Genomic DNA, 20,672 nt, shown 5'->3' with positions numbered 1-20,672 from the left:
GTTTCGCGTGTGTTAGCTGTCTTCGTCGAGCAGGCCGCGGCGAACGCGTCGAGCGTGCTTACGCTCGTCGGCGCCGATGCGCTCGACCTGATCGAGTCGCGGATCGGTACCGCGGCCCGTACGGGTCAAGTCGATACCGGCCGGAGTCATCGGCTCCCACTCGAAGCTGACGTCACCGATCGTGACCGACGCCCCGGGCTGTGCGCCCTTCTTGACCAGTGCATCTTCGACGCCCAACCGTGCGAGACGGTCGGCAAGGTAGCCAACGGCTTCGTCGTTGTCGAAGGCCGTCTGACGGATCCACCGCTCCGGACGCGTACCGCGGACGACAAATCCACCGGGAATATCGGGGTCCTTCTCGATGGTGAAGCTGGAATCCTTGACCTTGATCGGCCTGATGACCTGACGCTTCGGCTCCGGCTTGGGGTTAGCCTCCTGGTAGTCGCGCACCATCTTCGCCAACGCGAATGTCAACGGGCGCAGACCTTCACGGCTCACGGCCGAAATCGTGAATACCGGCCATCCGCGGGCTTCGATCTCCGGTGTGACCATCTCGGCCAACTCCGCAGCCTCAGGCACGTCCGCCTTGTTGAGGATGACAACGCGCGGGCGCTTGTCGAGGTCGCCGAGTCCCGAGTCGCCGGACAGCGCGGGCGTGTACGCGGCCAGTTCCGCTTCGAGGGCGTCGATGTCGGACATCGGATCGCGTCCCGGATCCAGAGTTGCGCAGTCGATCACGTGCGCGAGTACGGCGCAGCGCTCGATGTGGCGCAGGAAGTCCAGACCCAGACCGCGGCCTTCGCTGGCACCGGGGATCAGTCCGGGAACGTCGGCGACGGTGAACGTGGTCTCACCACTGGAGACGACACCGAGATTGGGGACCAGTGTCGTGAACGGGTAGTCCGCGATCTTCGGCTTGGCTGCCGAGAGGACGGAAACCAGTGAAGACTTACCGGCGGAGGGGAATCCGAGCAGACCCACGTCGGCAACCGACTTGAGCTCGAGAACCAGATCACGCTCGACGCCGTCTTCACCGAGCAACGCGAAGCCGGGGGCCTTGCGGGCCTTCGAGGCCAATGCCGCGTTGCCGAGTCCACCACGTCCGCCTTGAGCGGCGTCGTAGCGGCTACCAACGCCGACGAGGTCAGCCAGGACATTGCCGTCTGTGTCGAGCACGACGGTGCCGTCCGGAACCTTCAGGATGAGATCTTCGCCGTTGGCACCTTCACGGTTGCTGCCGGCACCCTGCTTGCCGTTGGTGGCCTTCGCATTGGGATGGAAGTGGAAGTCGAGGAGAGTGTGGATGTTCTCGTCGACGACGAGAACGACGTCGCCGCCGCGTCCGCCGTTCGCGCCGTCCGGGCCGCCGAGCGGTTTGAACTTCTCGCGGTGTACGGAGGCGCAACCATTGCCGCCTTTTCCAGCGCTGACGTGCAGCACAACACGGTCAATGAATCGGGACATGACTGCCGGATCCTTCCTCAGTCAATTGCGGGTCTCACGCGATGAGCTGAACTTCTGGTGAGCAGGGTTGCTCGGGGGGTAATAGGTACTGCTTAAACAAACAATAGGGGCGGACCGGGTTATTTCAACCCTGGTCCGCCCCTATTGGGAGCTTGGAACGCGTCACGGCCTCACTGAAAACAGCAGCACCTGTGACACACAACTAGCGAGAGAGACTAGACCTCAGCCGCAACGACGGCCGGAACGATGTTCACGGTCTTGCGTCCACGCTTCTGGCCGAACTCGACTGCACCGGCAGCGAGAGCGAACAGGGTGTCGTCGCCGCCACGGCCGACGTTGACGCCGGGGTGGAAGTGCGTGCCGCGCTGGCGAACCAGGATTTCGCCTGCGCTGACGGACTGGCCGCCGAAGCGCTTCACGCCGAGGCGCTGGGCGTTTGAATCGCGACCGTTACGGGAGCTGGATGCACCCTTCTTATGTGCCATGCTATTGACCCTCCTCGGGTGAAATTAGCTAGAAAGAACTGGTTACTTGATGCCCGTGACCTTGAGCACCGTAAGCGGCTGCCTGTGGCCCTGACGCTTGTGGTAACCGGTCTTGTTCTTGAACTTGTGGATGCGGATCTTCGGGCCCTTGGTGTGCTCGACGATCTCACTGGTGACTGCGACCTTGGCCAGCTTGGCCGTGTCGGTGGTCAGGTCAGATCCGTCAACCACGAGAACGGGAGCAAGCGAGACAGCAGTGCCGGGCTCACCCTCGATCTTCTCGACCTTGACGAGGTCACCAACAGCGACCTTGTACTGCTTTCCGCCGGTCTTGACGATCGCGTACGTTGCCATCGGAGGGCTACCCCTTGCTTCTTCGAACTTGCTCGCGCTGCTGCCTGAGGCGTCAAATGCATCGCGACTGGTCTGGTTTATGTCACCTCGGCTCGATGCTGATGCATCGGGACATTCCCGCACTCTAGGCACACGGAATCTCTACCGCCGGGTGGCGACTATGCAAGGTTACGGGAAAGCAACCGTCATGGTCAAACCGCCCCGCCGAGGGGTGAAACGATCCTGCATTTACTGCGTCTACCAGCAGAAACTTCGGGTCATGGCTTCGGCGCCCGCCACAGCGGGTCGGGCACCGAAGCCAATTTCCGAAAGGAGGTAGTTCTTACTCGCCGTCAACCGGCGGACCGGCCGGACGTGCTGCTGCTCGGCGTCGACGCGGCCTCTTGACCACAACGACGTCGTCTTCGACCGGCGCCGCTGCGCCGGCAGCAACAGGCTCCGCTACGGCTTCCGCCACAGGTTCGGGCGTCGGCAGGACAAAGACCGTGCCGACCTCCGGTGCCTCGACACTGGGCGCTGCCGCAGCCCGAGACGCCCTGCGACTGCGACGACGACTCCGCGGAGCGGTCTCAACTGCTGCGGCATCACCAGCGCTATCTGCCTGCGCCGCAACACCATCCACAGCAACATCAGTAGCCCGGCCAGAATCGGCAGCGGACGAATCCGCGGCCACCGGCGTCGGCTCGGCACTTTTGGATGCATCTACCTCCGCCGGCACAGCGCTCTGCTCGTCGTGACTGTGCTCGTCGTGATGTGCAGCCATCGCCAACGCCACGGGATGTGCCCGCTTGACTGTCGCGTCGACTGCCGGAACCTCCGGCGTCGACGCTTCGTGTCCGTTGGACTCTGCGGCGGCCGGCTTGTCCGAGCGGCCACGCTTGTTCTTGCGTGAGCTTCCGGATTCGCTGCGCTGCTGCGATGACCGTGCACCGCCGTCGTCAGCGGTCTTCATCTCGACCGGTTCGGAATGGACGATGATGCCGCGACCGTGGCAGTGCTCACAGGTTGTCGAGAAGGCCTCGACCAGCCCGGTGCCCAGCTTCTTACGGGTCATCTGGACCAAACCGAGCGACGTGACCTCGGATACCTGGTGACGCGTGCGATCACGGCCCAGGCATTCGGTCAGTCGACGCAGGACTAGATCGCGATTCGATTCGAGCACCATGTCGATGAAGTCGACGACGATCATTCCGCCGATGTCGCGCAAGCGCATCTGACGAACGATCTCCTCGGCAGCTTCGAGGTTGTTGCGCGTCACGGTCTCTTCGAGGTTGCCGCCGGCGCCGGTGAACTTGCCGGTATTGACGTCGACGACAGTCATGGCCTCGGTGCGGTCGATCACCAGCGTGCCGCCGGACGGCAACCACACCTTGCGATCGAGAGCCTTGGCCAACTGCTCGTCGATGCGACGGGCCTGGAAAATGTCGATGCCGTTGTTCGGCGTGTACTTCTCGAGGCGCGGCAGGAGATCCGGAGCGACGGAGTTGATGTAGTTCTCCACCGTGCCGTGAGCCTTGTCGCCCTCGATGACCAGCTTGGAGAAATCCTCGTTGAACAGGTCACGAATAACCTTGACCAGCATGTCCGGCTCTTCGTACAGCGCCTGCGGGCTGCCCGACTTTCCGGAGTCCGCCGCGGCGGCCTGCTCTTCGATTCCCGCCCACTGAGCCTGCAGACGAGTGACGTCGCGCGCCAACTCCTCTTCGCTGACACCTTCGGACGCCGTGCGGATGATCACGCCGGCGTCGGCCGGAACGATGTCGCGCAGGATTTCCTTGAGACGCTTGCGCTCGGTGTCTGGCAGCTTGCGGCTGATACCGGTGGACGAACCACCGGGCACGTAGACGAGGAAACGTCCGGCCAGAGAGATCTGCGTGGTCAGACGGGCACCCTTGTGTCCGACCGGATCCTTGCTGACCTGCACCAGAACCTGATCGCCCGGCTTGAGAGCCTGCTCGATCTTGCGGGAATTGCCGCCGAGACCGGCAGCTTCCCAGTTGACCTCACCGGCGTACAGCACACCGTTACGTCCACGCCCGATGTCGATGAACGCAGCTTCCATGCTGGGCAGCACGTTCTGGACGCGGCCCAGGTACACGTTGCCCACCATCGACGCGGCGGCCGAGTTGGTGACGAAGTGCTCGACGAGGACGCCGTCTTCGAGGACTGCTACCTGCGTCGTTGCGTGCGGCTGACCGCTGTCGGCGCGATCGCGTACAACCATCACGCGATCAACGGCCTCGCGGCGGGCCAGGAACTCGGACTCGGTCAGGATCGGCGGACGACGACGCCCCGCATCACGCCCGTCGCGGCGACGCTGACGCTTGGCTTCGAGTCGCGTGGAGCCACTGATTCCCTGAACCTCGTCGCGCACGACACGCGTCTTGCTGCGCGGTTCGCGCTCGTGAACGACCGTGTTGGGCGGGTCGTCCTCGGACGTCGTTGTGGCATCGGCTCCGCTGTCGGAGCCGGTCTTACGACGACGGCGACGACGGCGACGACGGTTGTTGCCATCCGCGTCGAGATCGGAATCTTCGCTGCTCTCGGACTCTGCGTCGCTCTCGGCTTCTTCGGACTTGACCGCGACGTCCGTCGACGTGCTCTTGGCGGTATCAGGAGCCGACTCGGAGGTCGATTCGTCCGATTCGGACTCGTCCTCATTCTGTTCGCCTGCCTGCTCACCGCGCCCACGGCCACGGCCACGGCGTCCACGGCGACGACGACGCGGCTGGTCGTCGTCTTCCTCGTCGGATTCAGCCTCGGCGTTCTCGCCCTCAGCCTGCGGTGCGGTGACGGTCTCCGGGGTCTGCCTGGTTTCGACTCCAGCTGCTTCGACTCCAGCTTCGACTGCCGCTGCCTCGACGACAGCTGTTTCGGCCGGTGCGCTCTCGGTCTCGACCGGTGCGCTCGGCTTCTCCTCGACCACCGGTGCTGCCGGTTCACGACGAGCCCGGCGACGACGCGGCGCAACCTCGACCGCTTCCATGTCAGGCTGCAGGAAGAGCGGGACCTGAGCCGGTGCCTGCTCCGCTTCGGGTGCGTGAGTCTGCGCTGCTTCGAAGGACGTGAAGAGATCCGACTGCTCGGGCTCGCTAACCTGCAACGCTGCGGCCGCATCAAGATCTGCGGCGATCTCGGCAACCGCGGGGTCAACCACAGCGGGCTCAGCGACTGCGGACTCAACCACTGCCGGCTCTTCTGCGACAACCTTCTTGCGTGAACGACGCGCACGGGCCGGCTTTTCCGCAACGGACGGAGCCTCAGGCGTCTCGACAGGCTTCTCGACAACGGGGTCGATCAGAGCGTCGAGTTCTGCAGCTACCGGCTCGATGGCATCGGCAACAGCATGCAGAGACGCATGGATGCGCTCGGCGACATCACGGTGCACGCTCGACTGAGCGCTGCGAATCTCGGTTCCGAGCGCAGCAGCCTCCGCGAGGACCTGCTTGCTGGTGATTCCCAGCAACTTAGCCAGCGCATGTACGCGCATCTTGTCCGGAAAGACCGGAGTTTCGTTCGATTCTGAATCTGTTGGGGCTTGATCGGCCACGTAAGTCTCCTCAGCCCCCGGGCGCGTCCAACTCTGCAATCGAGTTGTCACGCGGCCACGCAGGGGCGCGCTGTGTGTACTCGCACTCAGAAGTGAGTGCGAGATTGTAAGGTCTCGCTCCGCATGGTCCGTAGTGCCCGTTATTCACTGCGTACACATGAAGTGCCTGGCTGGATGGCTGTTGTCCGTGAGGTTCGTGGCCCGAGCGCCTGATCATCCAGCGTGCAAAGGTCCAGGGATTTCCTGTTGACCGATAGCAGCGATGAAAGGGCATCGAGCGCAATGTCACGTCGAACCTGGTGTCACATCGAAACTTGGGTGTCATCCGGTTGAACACACGTCGAACAAAAATTGCGCTTCAACCAATAGCAGTATCCCACACCGATGCGCCCGTTACTTGCAAGGGCGCACCAATGTGGGACAAGTACTGCTCGGGGAAACGCGTCGAAGAGTCAGATGGACGACAGAGCCGGGAACCACAGCGCGATCTCACGCTCGGCAGATTCGACGGAATCGCTTCCGTGCACCAGGTTCTGCTGCGATTCGAGACCGAAGTCGCCACGAATCGTGCCCGGTAGTGCCTTCTCGACGGGGTCGGTACCGCCGGCGAGCTGACGGAATGCGGAGATGGCGCGAGGGCCTTCGAGCACTACGGCAACCAACGGACCGGACGTGATGAACTCCAACAAGCTCGGGTAGAACGGACGCTCGGCGTGCTCCGCATAGTGGCTACCAGCCACGTCTTCGGAAGCGGTGCGAAGGTCGAGTGCTGCGATGGTCAGGCCTTTGCGCTCGATACGACTCAGGATTTCTCCCACGTATCCACGGGCAACGGCGTCGGGCTTGATCAGTACGAGGGTGCGCTCAGTCACGTCGGCCAGCCTAAATGGTCAGTCGCGCTGACCCGGAAGCAGGCCCTCATCCATCCGTCGCGCGATGTCCTTACGCAGGTAGACCAGGTACGCCCACACCAAGGCAAAGACGATTCCCATGATGCCGATGGAGTAGTGAACGAAGAACCCGAGGATCAGCAGGACCTGCAGAGCAATGTTGTACTTCATCGCCCACGGACGTCCCTGGATACCGCAGCCCAGGATCATCAACACTGCCAAGCCCAGAATGTACGTACCGGAGAACCAGTTCAGTCCGTCGCCGACAACCTGCACGACGGGGATCGTCAGCAGGACAACGATGACCTCGAGAATCAAGGTTCCCGACGCAATTCCGCGGAAACCCTTCCACGGATCCTTGGTCGGCGCGCCGAACTGAGATCGCCCGGACTCCGGGTTCGATTCTGACGGGGTACTCACGCTGGGTCCTTTCCGAACAATGTGCGGGCCGCGCCGGCTGTCACGACGGATCCGGTGACCACAACACCTGCCCCGGATACTGCTTCGCCTGGTTCGGCTACTTGTTCCGCAATTTCGATGGCGGTCTCCAAGGCGTCCACCAACTGCGGAGCGACGACCACCCGCTCGTCGCCGAACTTGGCGACGGCGATGTTCGCGAGTTCCTCGACGTCCATCGCGCGCGGTGAACCGTTATGCGTCACCACGATCTCGTCGAACACGGACTCGAACGCGGTCATGATCGCGTCGACGTCCTTGTCCTTCATGACGCTGACCACTCCGACGAGCTTGCGGAAGTCGAACTCGGCCGCCAGCGCCGCCGCGAGTGCGCGCGCTCCGTCCGGGTTGTGTGCCGCGTCGAGGAAAACCGTCGGCGCACTCCGAACTCGTTCGAGGCGACCAGGATTGACGACGGAGGAAAAACCGGCGCGAATGGCGTCCTGATCGAGTTGCCGATCGGGCCCCGCCCCGAAGAAGGCTTCGACGGCTGCCAGGGCTAGTGCCGCATTTCGCGCTTGGTGCTCACCGTGGAGCGGCAGGAAGATCTCGGTGTAGACGCCGCTGAGTCCTTGAAGTTCGAGCTGTTGGCCGCCGACGGCGATCTGGCGGCCAAGCACCTTGAACTCGGAACCTTCGCGGGCCACCGCAGCGTCGACCTCGACGGCGCGGCGCAGCAGCACCTCCATGACCTCGGGGGTCTGCTCGGCAATGATCGCGACAGTGTCGACCGGCACCAGGCTCTCGCGGCCCTTCTTGATGATCCCGGCCTTTTCCTCCGCGATTCCCGCGAGGTCGTTGCCCAGGTACTCGGCGTGATCGAGGCTGATCGGGGTGATGACCGCAACCTGGCCGTCGATGACGTTGGTGGCATCCCATCGTCCACCCAATCCGACCTCGACAACAGCCACATCGACGGGTGCTTCCGCAAACGCGGCGTACGCCATCGCGGTAAGCACCTCGAACTTGCTCATGGCCGGTCCCCCGGCGGCTTCGGACTGCTGATCGATCATCTGCACGTACGGTTCGATCTCGCGGAACGTGTCCACGTACAGACGCGGGGAGATCGGCGCTCCGTCGATGCTGATCCGCTCGGTCGCGATCTGCAGGTGCGGACTGGTGGTCCGGCCAGTGCGGCGATGCAGCGCGGTCATGAGCGAGTCGATCATCCGGGTCACCGAGGTCTTGCCGTTTGTTCCGGTGACGTGCACGGACGGATAGTTGTGCTGCGGCGAGCCGAGCACATCCATGAGGGCCTCGATGCGCGTGAGTGACGGCTCCATCTTGGTTTCCGGCCACCGCTTGTCGAGTTCTGCCTCGACCAGCGCCAACTCGGCGATGTCGACCGGAGTCGGCACCGAACTGATCGGCGGGAAACCGGACTCCCCGAATTCCGGAGGTTCTACCGAGCTCACTTGTCGCCCAACTCCTTCAAACGGTTGGTGATGCGCTCGATCTCTTCGACGGCGATCTGACGGCGCGTCTTGATCTTGTCGACGACGGCGTCGGGAGCCTTCGCGAGGAAGGCTTCGTTGGCGAGCTTGTTGTCTGCGGTGACCAGTTCCTTCTGTGCTGCCGTCAGGTCCTTCTCGAGCCGCTTCTTCTCGGCACCCAGGTCGATGGTGCCTGAGGTGTCGATATCGACCGTGACTGTGCCCTTGCTCAGGCGCACCTCCACCGAAATGGAGGCGGTGAAGCCTTCTTCGGGTTCGGTGAGCTTGGCGAGAGCCTGCACATACGCAAACTGGCCGTCGAGACCAGCTTCGGAGAGACCGGAGGCGCGCGCCGGAACCTTCTGGGAAGGCTTGAGGCCCTGATCATTTCGGAAGCGGCGAACCTCGGTGATCAAACGCTGGGTGTCCTCGATGCGAGTAGCAGCATCAGCGTCGACAGCATTGCCGGACTGAGTCGGCCACTCGGCAACAACAACCGATTCACCGCCCGTGAGGACCTTCCACAAGGTCTCCGTCACAAACGGGATGACCGGGTGCAGCAGGCGCAGCAATGCGTCGAGCACGTTGCCGAGCACCGCGCGGGTGTTGGCGGCGACGGTTTCGTCGGCGGCAAACTGAACCTTCGCCAATTCGAGGTACCAGTCACAGACCTCGTCCCACGCGAAGTGGAACAGGCCTTCGCACGCCTTGCTGAACTCGTAGCGATCGAACGCCGAATCGGCCTCGGCCGCAACGGCATCCAGGCGATCGAGAATCCACCGGTCGGCGTCGGTGAGCTCACTGCGCGCCGGCAGCGGTGCCGGTGCAGCGCCGTTCATGAGTGCAAACTTGGTGGCATTGAACAGCTTTGTAGCGAAGTTGCGCGAGGACTGTGCGGAATCCTCACCGACGGAGAGGTCACTGCCGGGGTTTGCACCGCGGGCGAGTGTGAACCGCAGGGCGTCGGCACCGAAACGCTCGACCCAATCCAGCGGGTCGATACCGTTGCCACGCGACTTCGACATCTTCCTACCGAACTGGTCACGGACCAACCCGTGCAGGAACACGTCCTTGAACGGAACTTGCGGACCCGTTTTGCCGGCTCCGGCAGTGATCGACTCGTCTTCGGAGACATACGTGCCGAACATCATCATGCGAGCAACCCAGAAGAACAGGATGTCGTAACCCGTCACCAAAACGCTGGTGGGGTAGAACTTTTCGAGTTCGGCGGTGCTCTCCGGCCATCCCATGGTCGAGAAGGGCCACAGACCGGACGAGAACCACGTGTCGAGAACGTCAGGGTCCTGGACCCAGCCTTCTGGTGCCGTCTCGTCAGGACCGAAGCTGGCAACTTCGCCTTCGGGGCCGTACCAGACGGGGATGCGGTGACCCCACCACAGCTGACGCGAGATGCACCAGTCGTGCATGTTGTCGACCCAGTCGAACCAACGCGGCTCCTGGCTGGCCGGATGAATGACGGTGTCGCCGTTACGGACTGCGTCACCGGCAGCCTTGGCCAGGCTTTCGACCTTGACCCACCACTGCAGCGACAGGCGCGGCTCGATGGCTTCACCACTGCGCTCGGAGTGTCCGACGCTGTGCAGGTACGGGCGCTTCTCGGCGACGACGCGACCCTGCTCGGCCAGAGCTTCGCGAACCTTGACGCGCGCTTCGAAGCGGTCCATGCCGTCGAATTGCGTTCCGGTGTCGGCGATCTTGCCGGTCTTGTCCATGATGGTGGGCATGGGCAGGTTGTGCCGCACGCCCATCTCGAAGTCGTTGGGGTCGTGAGCCGGCGTGATCTTGACTGCGCCGGTTCCGAACTCGGGGTCGACGTAGTCGTCCGCGATGATCGGGATCTGACGGCCCGTGAACGGGTGCTCGAGCGTGGTTCCGAGCAGGTGCTTGTAGCGCTCGTCGTCGGGATGAACCGCCACCGCGGTATCACCGAGCATCGTCTCCACACGAGTAGTGGCGACAATCACGTGCGGCTCGCTGTCGTCGAGTGAACCGTAGCGAAGGGAAACGAGCTCACCTTCGACGTCCTCGAACTTGACCTCGATGTCGGAGATCGCGGTCTGCAGCACGGGCGACCAGTTGACCAGACGCTCGGCGCGGTAGATCAGGCCCTCGTCGAACATGCGCTTGAATACGGTCTGCACCGCACGCGAGAGGTTCTCGTCCATAGTGAAGCGCTCGCGGCTCCAGTCGACACCGTCACCGATGCGGCGCATCTGGCCGCCGATGGTGCCACCGGATTCGCGCTTCCACTCCCAGACCTTCTCGATGAAGGCTTCACGGCCCAGGTCTTCCTTCTTGGTGCCCTCTGCTGCCAGCTGCTTCTCGACGACGGACTGCGTCGCGATACCGGCGTGGTCCATGCCCGGCAGCCACAGAACTTCGAAGCCCTGCATCCGCTTGCGGCGGCTCAGCACATCCATGAGGGTGTGATCGAGCGCATGGCCCATGTGCAGGCTGCCGGTCACGTTCGGCGGCGGAAGCACGATCGAGTATCCGGGCTTGTCGCTGGTGGCGTCGGCGCGGAAGTAACCCGCATCCACCCAGCCCTGATACAAATCAGCCTCTACAGCACTGGGGTCCCAGCTTTTGGGGAGGGCGTCGGCGGGGGTCTGCGGGTTCTCTGGAGCTGCACTGGTCACGCCTTGATCCTAATGACTCCCCCGTCCAGCGTGAATTTGCACCTCTCACCGCCGCAACTGAGGCTTCATAAATCAGTAGACGTCACGCACGTAGCGTTTCTCCGCTGCCAGTGCCTTGACGTATGCCTCGGCGCTACGCGGTGCAAGCTTTCCGTATTGTGCGACCACACCGCTCAAGGCGCCGTCGACATCCTTGGCCATCCGCTCCGCGTCACCACACACGTAGAAGTGTGCGCCGTTCTGCAGCCACTCCCACAGCAGCGCACCCCGCTCACGCATTCGGTCCTGGACGTAGATCTTCTCCGATTGGTCCCGGGAGAACGCGACGTCGAGTTCTGTGAGGAATCCGTCTCTGCGGAGTTCTTCGATTTCTTCGCGGTAATAGAAGTCGGTAGCGGCGTGCTGTTCCCCGAAGAACAGCCAGTTCGGTCCGGTATGCCCCAATGCTCGTCGTTCGTGCAGGAACGCTCGGAAGGGCGCAATGCCGGTGCCCGGCCCCACCATGATCATGGGCGCCGCAGGATCCGACGGCGGCCGGAAATGACTGGATTTTTGCACGTAAATGCCGATGTCGTCACTACCGGCGTAATCGGCCAGGTACGTCGAGCACACCCCGCGCCGCGGGACGCCCACAACGTTGTACCGGACGGCGGAGACAGTCAGCTGCACCTCGTTGGGATTCTCCTTCGGGCTCGACGAAATCGAATACAGCCGCGGTTGAAGAGGTTTGAGCACGCCGAGCCAGTCGTCGACGGAAGCCCGAACCGGAGACTGGGCCAACACGTCGACGGATTGCCTGCCCCACGACCAATCCTTGAGCACGGCCTTGTTCTCCGGCTTCAGCAGTTCCGCCAGGTCAGTGTCCCGGGTTCGCTGATGCACGAATCGGAGTAGATCACTGTTGACGCGCGTGATCTCGAGGCGTTCGGAGAGCGCGGTACGCAGCGTCATCGCGCCGTACTCCCCCAGTTCGACTGTGCTCTCGCCGTCGAGACCGGAAACCGAGAGCCACTCGTCCACGATCGGAGTGCTGTTGCGGGGCCAGACACCCAGTGCGTCGCCGGCCTCGTAACTGACGGTGCCCTCCGGCAGATGAAAGCCCAACTGGCGCACATCTTTTGTCGAACCCGGGCGATTGAGAACAACATTTCGGGTCAGGCTGGTGATCAGTGGAGATTTCTTGCTGTACTGGCGCGAACTGTCCGGCGGTGAACTCACACGAGACGATCCGACCACAACGGGGCTGGGCTGATCTCCTACTGCAGTCACGTCCCCCACTGCAGTCGCGACTGCGTCCAACCAACCGGCAGCATCGTCCTCGTAGTCCGGTTCACAATCGACACGATCGACGATGCGGGTTGCGCCGAGTTCCGCGAGCCGAGCGTCGAGTTTGCGCCCGTGACCACAGAAGTCGTCGTAGTTGGAGTCACCGAAAGCGATGACGGAATAGCGGGTCCCGGCTAGCGAAGGCGCTTCGTCCCCGGTCAACGCGTCCCACAATCCGCTGCCGTTGTCCGGCGGATCTCCGTCGCCGGTCGTGCTGGTGATCAGCAGCAGTTCACGAGTGTCCGCAAGATCGGCGACCGAGAACTCATCCATCCCGTATACCCGCACCGGCAAGCCGACTCCCCCCAACCGAGTCGCACAGGCTGCGGCAAATTCCTCGGCGTTGCCGGTTTGCGACGCCCAGAGCACAACGATCTGTTCCCGCTGCGCGTCGGGCTTCGGGGGGCCACCCGAAACGAGAGATCGTGAGTACAAGCCGGCCAGGACACCGTCGACCCACATCCGCTTGCCCGAATCGAAGGGCGCAGTCGGTGGCAAGGTCGGAACCCCAGGCGTACGGTCGGCATCCGATCGCAGCGCGGCGAGAAGTCCGGCGAGATACTGCTGTTCGAGTGGATCGAATGCTGGTGCAGGCGCATCGGTTTGACCGAAGACATCAGCGAGAACGTCGACCCTCGACACGTGCGTTGTCCTCTCGACGGGAGTAGCTTCCGGCGCTCTGACGGCGACCTTGGTCAAGGTGACAGCGCAGGCCTTGAACTCCGGTTGCTGCGACGCCGGATCGATTGCATCGTTGGTGACGGCGTTGATGGTCAGGTATTCACCGAATGCGTCGTTCCAGTGAAATGGCGCAAAGCAGTTCCCCGGGCGCACCCGGTCGGTGACCAGAGCGGGCAGCACCGCGCGGCCGCGGCGTGAGGCAACCTCGATCGCGTCCTTGTCGGCGATACCGAACCGAGCGGCGTCGTCGGGATGCATTTCGACAAATGGGCCGGGGTTGAGTTTGTTGAGTTTGGCGACCTTGCCGGTTTTGGTCATGGTGTGCCACTGATGTGCCAGACGTCCGGTGTTGAGCAGGAACGGGTAGTCGTCGTCGGGCATTTCGGCGGGCAGCATGTGTGGCCGGGCGAAGAACGACGCGCGGCCACTGGCGGTAGGGAACGCGAGGCGCGGAGTACTGCCATCGTCCCGGACAAGCAATTGCTGACTGACACCGTCATTGAGGTATCGAATGGGGTGGCGGTCCTGATCACTGTTGGGTGGGCACGGCCACTGGATCGAGTTCTTGCGGAGGCGCTCGTACGTCACCCCCCTCAGGTCGTAACCGGTCTTCGGATTCCAGAACTGCTTGATCTCCTCGAACACGTCCTCTGCACACGTATAGGTGAATGCGTCGGCATAACCCATCTCGCACGCGATCCTGGCGATGATCTGCCAATCCGGTAATGCTTGGCCGACCGGGTCCAACGCCTGCTGAAAGAGCGTCAGGTTGCGTTCGGAGTTGATCATCACTCCGTCGGATTCGGTCCACAACGACGCCGGGAGCAGAACGTCGGCGTATTCGTTCGTTTCGGTGCCGAGGAATGCGTCCTGTGCGATGACAAGCTCAGCTTGCTCCAGGCCGGCGAGCACCGTCTTTCGATTGGCCACCGTTGCAACGGGATTGGTGCAGATAATCCAGCACGCCTTGATCTCTCCGGCCGCCATCCGGGTGAACATGTCGATGGTTCCACCGCCGACGTCCGTGCGCAGCGACCCGTGTGGGATGCCCCACCGGTCCTCGACGAATTCACGGTCGCCGTCGAACATCACCGCACGCTGACCAGGCAAACCTGGCCCCATGTATCCCATTTCGCGGCCACCCATGGCGTTCGGCTGACCGGTCAGCGAGAACGGGCCACTACCGGTTTTGCAGATCGCGCCGGTGGCGAGATGCAGGTTGCAGATTGCGTTGGTGTTCCACGTTCCGTGGGTACTCTGATTCAAACCCATTGTCCAGCAGCTCATCCAGTTGCCGGCCTCACCGATGAACCGGGCGGCGGCGCGGATGTCCGCCTCGGGAATACCGGTGGATTCAGCGACCTTGTCCGGCGTGTACTCCGCGAGGAAGCTGGGCATGACCTCCCAGCCTTCGGTGAACTCGGCGATGAACTCGGGATCGGTGCGACCGTCCTCGACCAGGAGGTGCAGCAGTCCGTTGAGCAGCGCAAGATCCGTGCCGGGTGCAATCTGAAGAAACAGGTCTGCCTTGTCGGCAGTGGCGTTGCGTCGAGGGTCGACGACGATCAATGTCGCGCCCGCCTTGACGCGTTCCATCATCCGCAGGAACAGGATCGGATGGCAGTCCGCCATGTTCGCGCCGATCACGAAGAACACATCTGCGTGTTCGAAGTCCTGGTAGGAACCGGGCGGTCCGTCGGCGCCCAGGGACTGCTTGTAACCGGTGCCGGCACTGGCCATGCACAGCCGAGAATTGGATTCGATCTGATTGGTTCCGATGAATCCCTTGGCCAGTTTGTTCGACAGGTACTGGGCCTCGAGAGACATCTGCCCCGACACGTACAACGCAACGGCATCCGGGCCGTGCTCGTCGACCATCGAGCGCAGCCGGTGCGCCGTCTCGGTGATCACAGCATCGATGTCCGCTGCCTCGATCGCACCGCCGCGACTGTGCCGTAGGTATGCGGACTCCATGCGCCCAGGTCCGGCCAACATGTCCGCAGTTGTGCTGCCCTTGGTGCACAACCGCCCGAAATTCGTGGGGTGAGTCTTCAGACCCGACGACTGTGCCGCTTTCCTACGTCCCGTTTCCGGATCGGTGATGATGTCGAGCACCAGACCGCAACCCACTCCGCAGTATGCGCAGAGTGTGTCGACACTAGTGGTTCCGAGCTGAGTAGTACCGAGTTGAGCGCCCATCGTTCCTTGCATCCCTTCGACCGAGAATCAAGGTCGATATCGATCATCGGATGCCGATGTTTCGGGCCTTCGTGTCCGACGTTGCGGGTCAATCACTCTTTCCTCACGGCGACGTTTGCCGCGATGTGAGGCGCCGACAGTCCTGATCAGCCGAGTATCTCCGGCAGGGAGACGTCCTCACCCAGGATGTGCTCGGACAGGAAAGCGATCACCACCTCGTACCAAATTTTGGTGTGAGTCGGTTTGAGGACCCAGTGGTTCTCGTCCGGGAAGTAGAGGAACCGGTGATCGGTCTTTCCGTCGGCGTCGGCAGGCAATCCGGACTCCGCAAGAAGTTCGTACCAGAGGCGCAGCCCCTCACCGATCGGAACGCGGTAGTCCTTGTCGCCGTGAATCACCAACATCGGGGTGTTGATATCCGCCACGTAGAGGTGCGGTGAGTTGTCGACGGCCATTTCTGGTGACATTTCCCGTTGCCAATACCACGCCGAATCCGTCGTCGGACCGAATTGATCCAGCGCCCACAGGCTCGCGTGGGTGACAATCGCGTCGAACCTGTCGGTATGGCCGGCAATCCAATTCGCCATGTAGCCACCGAATGAACCGCCCATTGCGCCGGTGCGGTTCGGATCGATCTCGGGAAGCGCCACGGCGGCGTCGGTCACAGCCATCAAGTCGGTGAAGGGAGCTTTGCCCCACTGGCCCCACCCCCGCTGCACGAAGTCCTGGCCGTATCCCGTGGACAAGGCCGGGTCCGGCAACAGCACCGCGTACCCCTTTGCCACCAACAGCCAGGGGTTCCACCGCCACGACCACGTGTTCCACGAATTCAACGGACCACCGTGCACCCACAACAACAACGGCACCGGCGCATGAGCAGCAGCACCGGTCGGCAACGCCAACCAACTCCGAACCTGTGTCCCGTCCTGCGCCCTGGCGCTGATCTCCGTCAGGGTGCCGGGCAGTTCCGGCAACGCGTCCGGCCCGCGCAACGGCAATACCTCACCCGAGCGAAGAGCAATACGCACCACGTGCGGCGGAGCCTCGTACGATGCGCGCAGCGCGTAGAGGAACTCACCCTCCGCAGACACTCGAATGTCGGTGTAGGCGGCAGCATCCTTGGTCAGCCGCACAGGCTGACCCCACAGATCGATGGTGAAGACGGGCCCGCGACCGCCATCGTCGGCAGTGACGACCAAGCCCGATCCGTCCGAGAGCCACGCGAGCGACGTCGGCCAGCGATCCCAGCCGTCGGCAACAGCGGTTACGGCGCCCGTTCGGAAATCGTAGAGCCCCAAGGACACTCGTGGCGCATGATCCGGAGTTGTGAGAGTTTCGCGAATGAACGCGACGCGAGTGCCGTCCGGAGACACGGACGGACTGTGCACGTCGGCCTCGGCGTCGTCCACCAGTGTGGCTCGATCCCCACTCACCGTGTCGATCCGCACGATGGTCGAGCGACGGGCAGCGCCGGAATCTCCCACGGCCCACGTGGACACGACAAACAAACCGTCAGCGCTGATCGACATCGAACCCTCGCGCAGTGCCGCACCGGCGCTCGGTGTCACGTCGCGCAGAACAACAGCACCCTCCGAATCGGATTCCCCGACAACAAGATGCGGTTGATCCGGCCCCAGATCGTGATCCCAGTGCCGCACCGGATATCCGGTGTGGAGCATCGCCGTGACCTTGCCGTCCTTGCGGGCCGCGCGGATCTCGTCGTCGTGCTCCAGCCCACGCGCCGACGCCATCACCGGGGTGTGCGCAACAAAGGTCGGGGCCGACCGCGCGGCCGTCACCGAAGACACGCCGCTGCCGCGACGGCACACCACGCTCGCCTCACCACCGTCGGCAGGTAACCGCCACAGTGCCGGTTGCGGCGAGTCCTCCCCCGGCACGGAACGTGTTGCGGTGAAGAGGATGTCGCCGTCGAAAGCAAACGTGGCACCGGACTCGCTGGTTGTGCCCCAGGTCAATCGCCTGGCCTGCCGACGGCCTTGCGGATCGAATTCCCACAGCGACGATACGTATTCGGTACCGGTGTCGTCGAGAACCGCGCGCCCACAGATCAGCCTCGATCCGTCCACCGAGAGTGCCAGACCCGACAGTCTCGGCAAGGCGATGTAATCGTCCAACTCGTCGAACGGCGTACCGCCGTGCAGTTCAGGCAACATCACTTCGGCTCCCGCAACATCGGATAAACGGTAGGTCCTCCATCAGGTATCACGATTTCATCGGTCACTACGAATCCGAAACGGTTGTAGTACGGGATGTTCTCCTTCTTACTGGATTCGAGATAAGCCGGTATCCGATCGCGATCGCACCGATCGAGCCTCGAGTTCAGCAGCGCCTTGCCGTACCCGCCGCCGCGCGCCTGCGCTCCGGTACCAATGGTGGCGAGATACCAGTGCGGCGTCTGTGGGTGAGCCTTCTCGAGGACCCCACCCACTTCGGCACCCACCATCATGCGGGTTCCCAATGCGCGCACCACCGCCGGAAAACTGATCACGGACTCCCACGTCGACTGCTTCCATCGCCCCGGCGGATCCCAGAGTGCCGCTCCCCCGATCACGCCGTTCTCGTCGACCGCTACTTCCGACCCACCTCCGGCCAGGTGGTGATAGCGAACTTCGGCGGCAAACAAACGTGCCAACCGCGCGCGGCGAGATTCCTCGTCGGGCAGTATCCACACCATCAGCGGGTCATCCTCGAACGCGTCTGCGAGGACTTCTGCAAGTGCTGGAATATCTGCGGTTTCAGCCGGCCGCACGTTCACACCCATCGTGCGAGCGTACCGGCAAGGCGCCGCGACACACATTTCCGCTTTCATGGCATACCCGTCGCATTCGGGAGAGTATGGAGGCATGACGCGCAAGGGCCCCATCAAGGACATCGACGAATCCGACCTCGAGGTCACGCACCCGAAGGATTACGCCGCGGGCGTTCCCGCTGTCCTCGTCTCGTTGCAACGTGGTGTCGAACAGATGGGCGCTCTCCGGACCGCGCGCACCTTGGCCAGGCTCAATCAACGCCACGGTTTCGACTGCCCCGGTTGCGCGTGGCCCGAAACTCCAGGTCACCGCAAGCCTGCCGAGTTCTGCGAGAACGGCGCAAAGGCCGTTGCCGAGGAAGCGACTCTGCGCACCGTCACACCGGAGTTCTTCGCCGAGCACTCGATCGCGGAACTCGACGGCAAGACCGACTTCTGGCTCGGTCAGCAAGGACGTCTGACGCACCCGATGGTGCTCACTCCCGGTGCGACGCACTACCAACCCATCGATTGGGAAGGCGCCTACGCGCTGATCGCCGATCACCTGACTTCCCTCACCTCCCCTGACGAAGCCGTGTTCTACACGTCCGGTCGCACCTCCAACGAGGCCGCGTTCCTGTACCAGTTGATGATTCGCAGCTACGGCACGAACAACATGCCGGACTGCTCGAATATGTGTCACGAATCATCGGGCAGCGCCCTCACCGCGTCGATCGGCATCGGCAAGGGCTCCGTGACGGTTCCCGACCTCGAGAACGCCGACCTCATACTCATCGCCGGGCAAAACCCGGGCACCAATCACCCTCGAATGCTCTCGACACTCGAGAAAGCAAAAGGCAACGGCGCCAAGATCATCGCAGTCAACCCGCTTCCCGAGGCCGGACTGCGACGCTTCAAGGATCCGCAGAAGGTCTCCGGCGTGGTCGGTCACGGTGTCGACATCGCGGACGAATTCCTGCAGATTCGTCTCGGCGGCGACATGGCGTTGTTCCAGGGACTCGGCAGGCTTCTTCTCGAGGAAGAGGACCGCAACCCGGGCACGGTCGTCGACCGCGCATTTGTCGACACGTACTGCGCGGGCTGGGATGACTACGAAAAGAACGTTCGCGCTGTTGATCTCGACACCGTTCTCGAAGCAACCGGGCTGACGATGGCGCAACTGACCGAAACAGCGTCGGCCCTCGCTCGTTCCGAACGCACCGTCATCTGCTGGGCGATGGGTCTGACTCAGCAGGCACACGGAGTCGCGACCATCGAGGAAGCCGTCAATCTCCTGCTGATGCGCGGAATGATGGGCAAGCCAGGCGCCGGTGTCTGCCCCGTTCGCGGGCACTCCAATGTCCAGGGCGATCGCACGATGGGCATCTGGGAAAAGATGCCGGAAGAATTCCTGGCCGCTCTCGACACCGAGTTCAAGATCACGGCGCCGCGAAAGCACGGCTGGGACACCGTCGACGCGATCCGGGCCATGAACGCAGGCAAGGCAAGCTTCTTCATGGCGATGGGCGGCAACTTCATCCAGGCCAGTCCCGATACCGCGGCCACCGAAACCGCGCTGCGCCAATGCGAACTCACCGTTCAGGTCTCCACCAAACTGAACCGCAGCCACGTTGTCCACGGGCAAACCGCGATCATCCTCCCCACCTTGGGCCGCACCGACCTCGACGTCCAAGCCGGCGGCAAACAGCTGGTATCCGTGGAGGATTCCATGTCGATGGTGCACCTCTCGCGCGGGCGACTGAACCCGGTCAGCCCATACCTGCGCAGTGAAGTCGCCATCATCTGCCAACTCGCCCGCGAACTCCTCGGCAGTGATCACTCCGTACGCTGGTCCGCCTTCGAGGGAAACTACGACCTGATCCGCGACTCCATCTCACGCGTCGTGCCGGGCTGCGAGAACTACAACACCCGCGTCCGCCAACCCGACGGATTCCAATTGCCACACCCGCCGCGCGATTCGCGCGAATTCCACACGCACACCGGCAAAGCCAACTTCGGCGTCAACGAACTGAAGTGGCTGCCCACCCCTAGCGGCCGATTGATTCTGCAGACCATGCGAAGCCACGACCAGTACAACACCACGATCTACGGCCTCGACGATCGTTACCGCGGGATCAAGGGCGGCCGCAAGGTCATTCTCGTCAACGCCGACGACATCACCGCACTCGGATTCCGCGACGGCGATCTCGTCGACATCGTGTCCGAGTGGACAACACCTGACGGCACACTGGAAGAGCGGCGGGTCACGGAATTCCGCATCGTCTCCTACGACACGCCGCGTGGCAATGCTGCGGCGTACTACCCGGAGACAAATCCGCTCGTTCCCCTCGAACACGTTGCAGCCAAGTCGAACACGCCGGTCTCGAAGGCCGTCACCGTTCGACTCGAAGCATCAGGCGCCTGA

General features: G+C 63.0%; 12 protein-coding genes. 1 reads left to right on the top strand and 11 read right to left on the bottom strand.

The genetic code is table 11. The annotated features are described in order from the left end of the window. Positions 1 to 12: 12 nt before the first annotated feature. The 11 genes from obgE to RG2_RS09175 form a co-directional block, all read right to left on the bottom strand. On the bottom strand, positions 13 to 1,464 hold the full coding sequence (gene obgE, locus RG2_RS09225; protein ID WP_033232892.1) for a GTPase ObgE: 1,452 nt from the start codon (positions 1,462 to 1,464) through the stop codon (positions 13 to 15). A 215-nt stretch (positions 1,465 to 1,679) separates the two neighbouring features. Next, the gene (rpmA, locus tag RG2_RS09220) at positions 1,680 to 1,949 is read right to left on the bottom strand and encodes a 50S ribosomal protein L27 (RefSeq protein ID WP_003944532.1); all 270 of its coding nucleotides are present in this window, start codon (positions 1,947 to 1,949) and stop codon (positions 1,680 to 1,682) included. 42 nt (positions 1,950 to 1,991) lie between these two features. Continuing rightward, on the bottom strand, positions 1,992 to 2,303 hold the full coding sequence (gene rplU / locus RG2_RS09215; protein WP_033232889.1) for a 50S ribosomal protein L21: 312 nt from the start codon (positions 2,301 to 2,303) through the stop codon (positions 1,992 to 1,994). A gap of 322 nt (positions 2,304 to 2,625) precedes the next feature. Further along, the gene (locus tag RG2_RS09210) at positions 2,626 to 5,853 is read right to left on the bottom strand and encodes a translation initiation factor IF-2 N-terminal domain-containing protein (RefSeq protein WP_033232887.1); all 3,228 of its coding nucleotides are present in this window, start codon (positions 5,851 to 5,853) and stop codon (positions 2,626 to 2,628) included. Between the two features lie 452 nt (positions 5,854 to 6,305). Continuing rightward, positions 6,306 to 6,725: a nucleoside-diphosphate kinase gene (gene ndk / locus RG2_RS09205; RefSeq protein WP_033232885.1), complete on the bottom strand. Its 420-nt coding sequence runs from the start codon at positions 6,723 to 6,725 to the stop codon at positions 6,306 to 6,308. Positions 6,726 to 6,743: 18 nt separating this feature from the next. Then, positions 6,744 to 7,163 (bottom strand): DUF4233 domain-containing protein, encoded by a 420-nt coding sequence (locus RG2_RS09200; RefSeq protein ID WP_033232883.1) that lies wholly within the window; start codon positions 7,161 to 7,163, stop codon positions 6,744 to 6,746. Further along, complete coding sequence (gene folC, locus RG2_RS09195; protein ID WP_033233167.1) at positions 7,160 to 8,566, bottom strand: bifunctional tetrahydrofolate synthase/dihydrofolate synthase; 1,407 nt, start codon at positions 8,564 to 8,566, stop codon at positions 7,160 to 7,162. Before folC ends, RG2_RS09200 begins: the two co-directional genes overlap by 4 nt. A gap of 44 nt (positions 8,567 to 8,610) precedes the next feature. Next, positions 8,611 to 11,292: a valine--tRNA ligase gene (locus RG2_RS09190; RefSeq protein ID WP_033232882.1), complete on the bottom strand. Its 2,682-nt coding sequence runs from the start codon at positions 11,290 to 11,292 to the stop codon at positions 8,611 to 8,613. 72 nt (positions 11,293 to 11,364) lie between these two features. After that, positions 11,365 to 15,498 (bottom strand): bifunctional nitrate reductase/sulfite reductase flavoprotein subunit alpha, encoded by a 4,134-nt coding sequence (locus RG2_RS09185; protein WP_033233166.1) that lies wholly within the window; start codon positions 15,496 to 15,498, stop codon positions 11,365 to 11,367. 146 nt (positions 15,499 to 15,644) lie between these two features. Further along, positions 15,645 to 17,672, bottom strand: a complete 2,028-nt coding sequence (locus tag RG2_RS09180) for an alpha/beta hydrolase family protein (RefSeq protein ID WP_033232878.1) — start codon at positions 17,670 to 17,672, stop codon at positions 15,645 to 15,647. Then, the gene (locus tag RG2_RS09175; protein WP_033232876.1) at positions 17,672 to 18,280 is read right to left on the bottom strand and encodes a GNAT family N-acetyltransferase; all 609 of its coding nucleotides are present in this window, start codon (positions 18,278 to 18,280) and stop codon (positions 17,672 to 17,674) included. Before RG2_RS09175 ends, RG2_RS09180 begins: the two co-directional genes overlap by 1 nt. A gap of 82 nt (positions 18,281 to 18,362) precedes the next feature. On the opposite strand from RG2_RS09175, the gene RG2_RS09170 reads away from it, so the two are divergent. Continuing rightward, complete coding sequence (locus RG2_RS09170; protein ID WP_172936710.1) at positions 18,363 to 20,672, top strand: FdhF/YdeP family oxidoreductase; 2,310 nt, start codon at positions 18,363 to 18,365, stop codon at positions 20,670 to 20,672.

The organism is Rhodococcus globerulus NBRC 14531 (assembly GCF_001894805.1).
Classification (GTDB): domain Bacteria; phylum Actinomycetota; class Actinomycetes; order Mycobacteriales; family Mycobacteriaceae; genus Rhodococcus_F; species Rhodococcus_F globerula.
The sequence above is the reverse complement of the archived record's forward strand: the minus strand, read 5'-3'. Positions and strand labels throughout refer to the sequence as shown.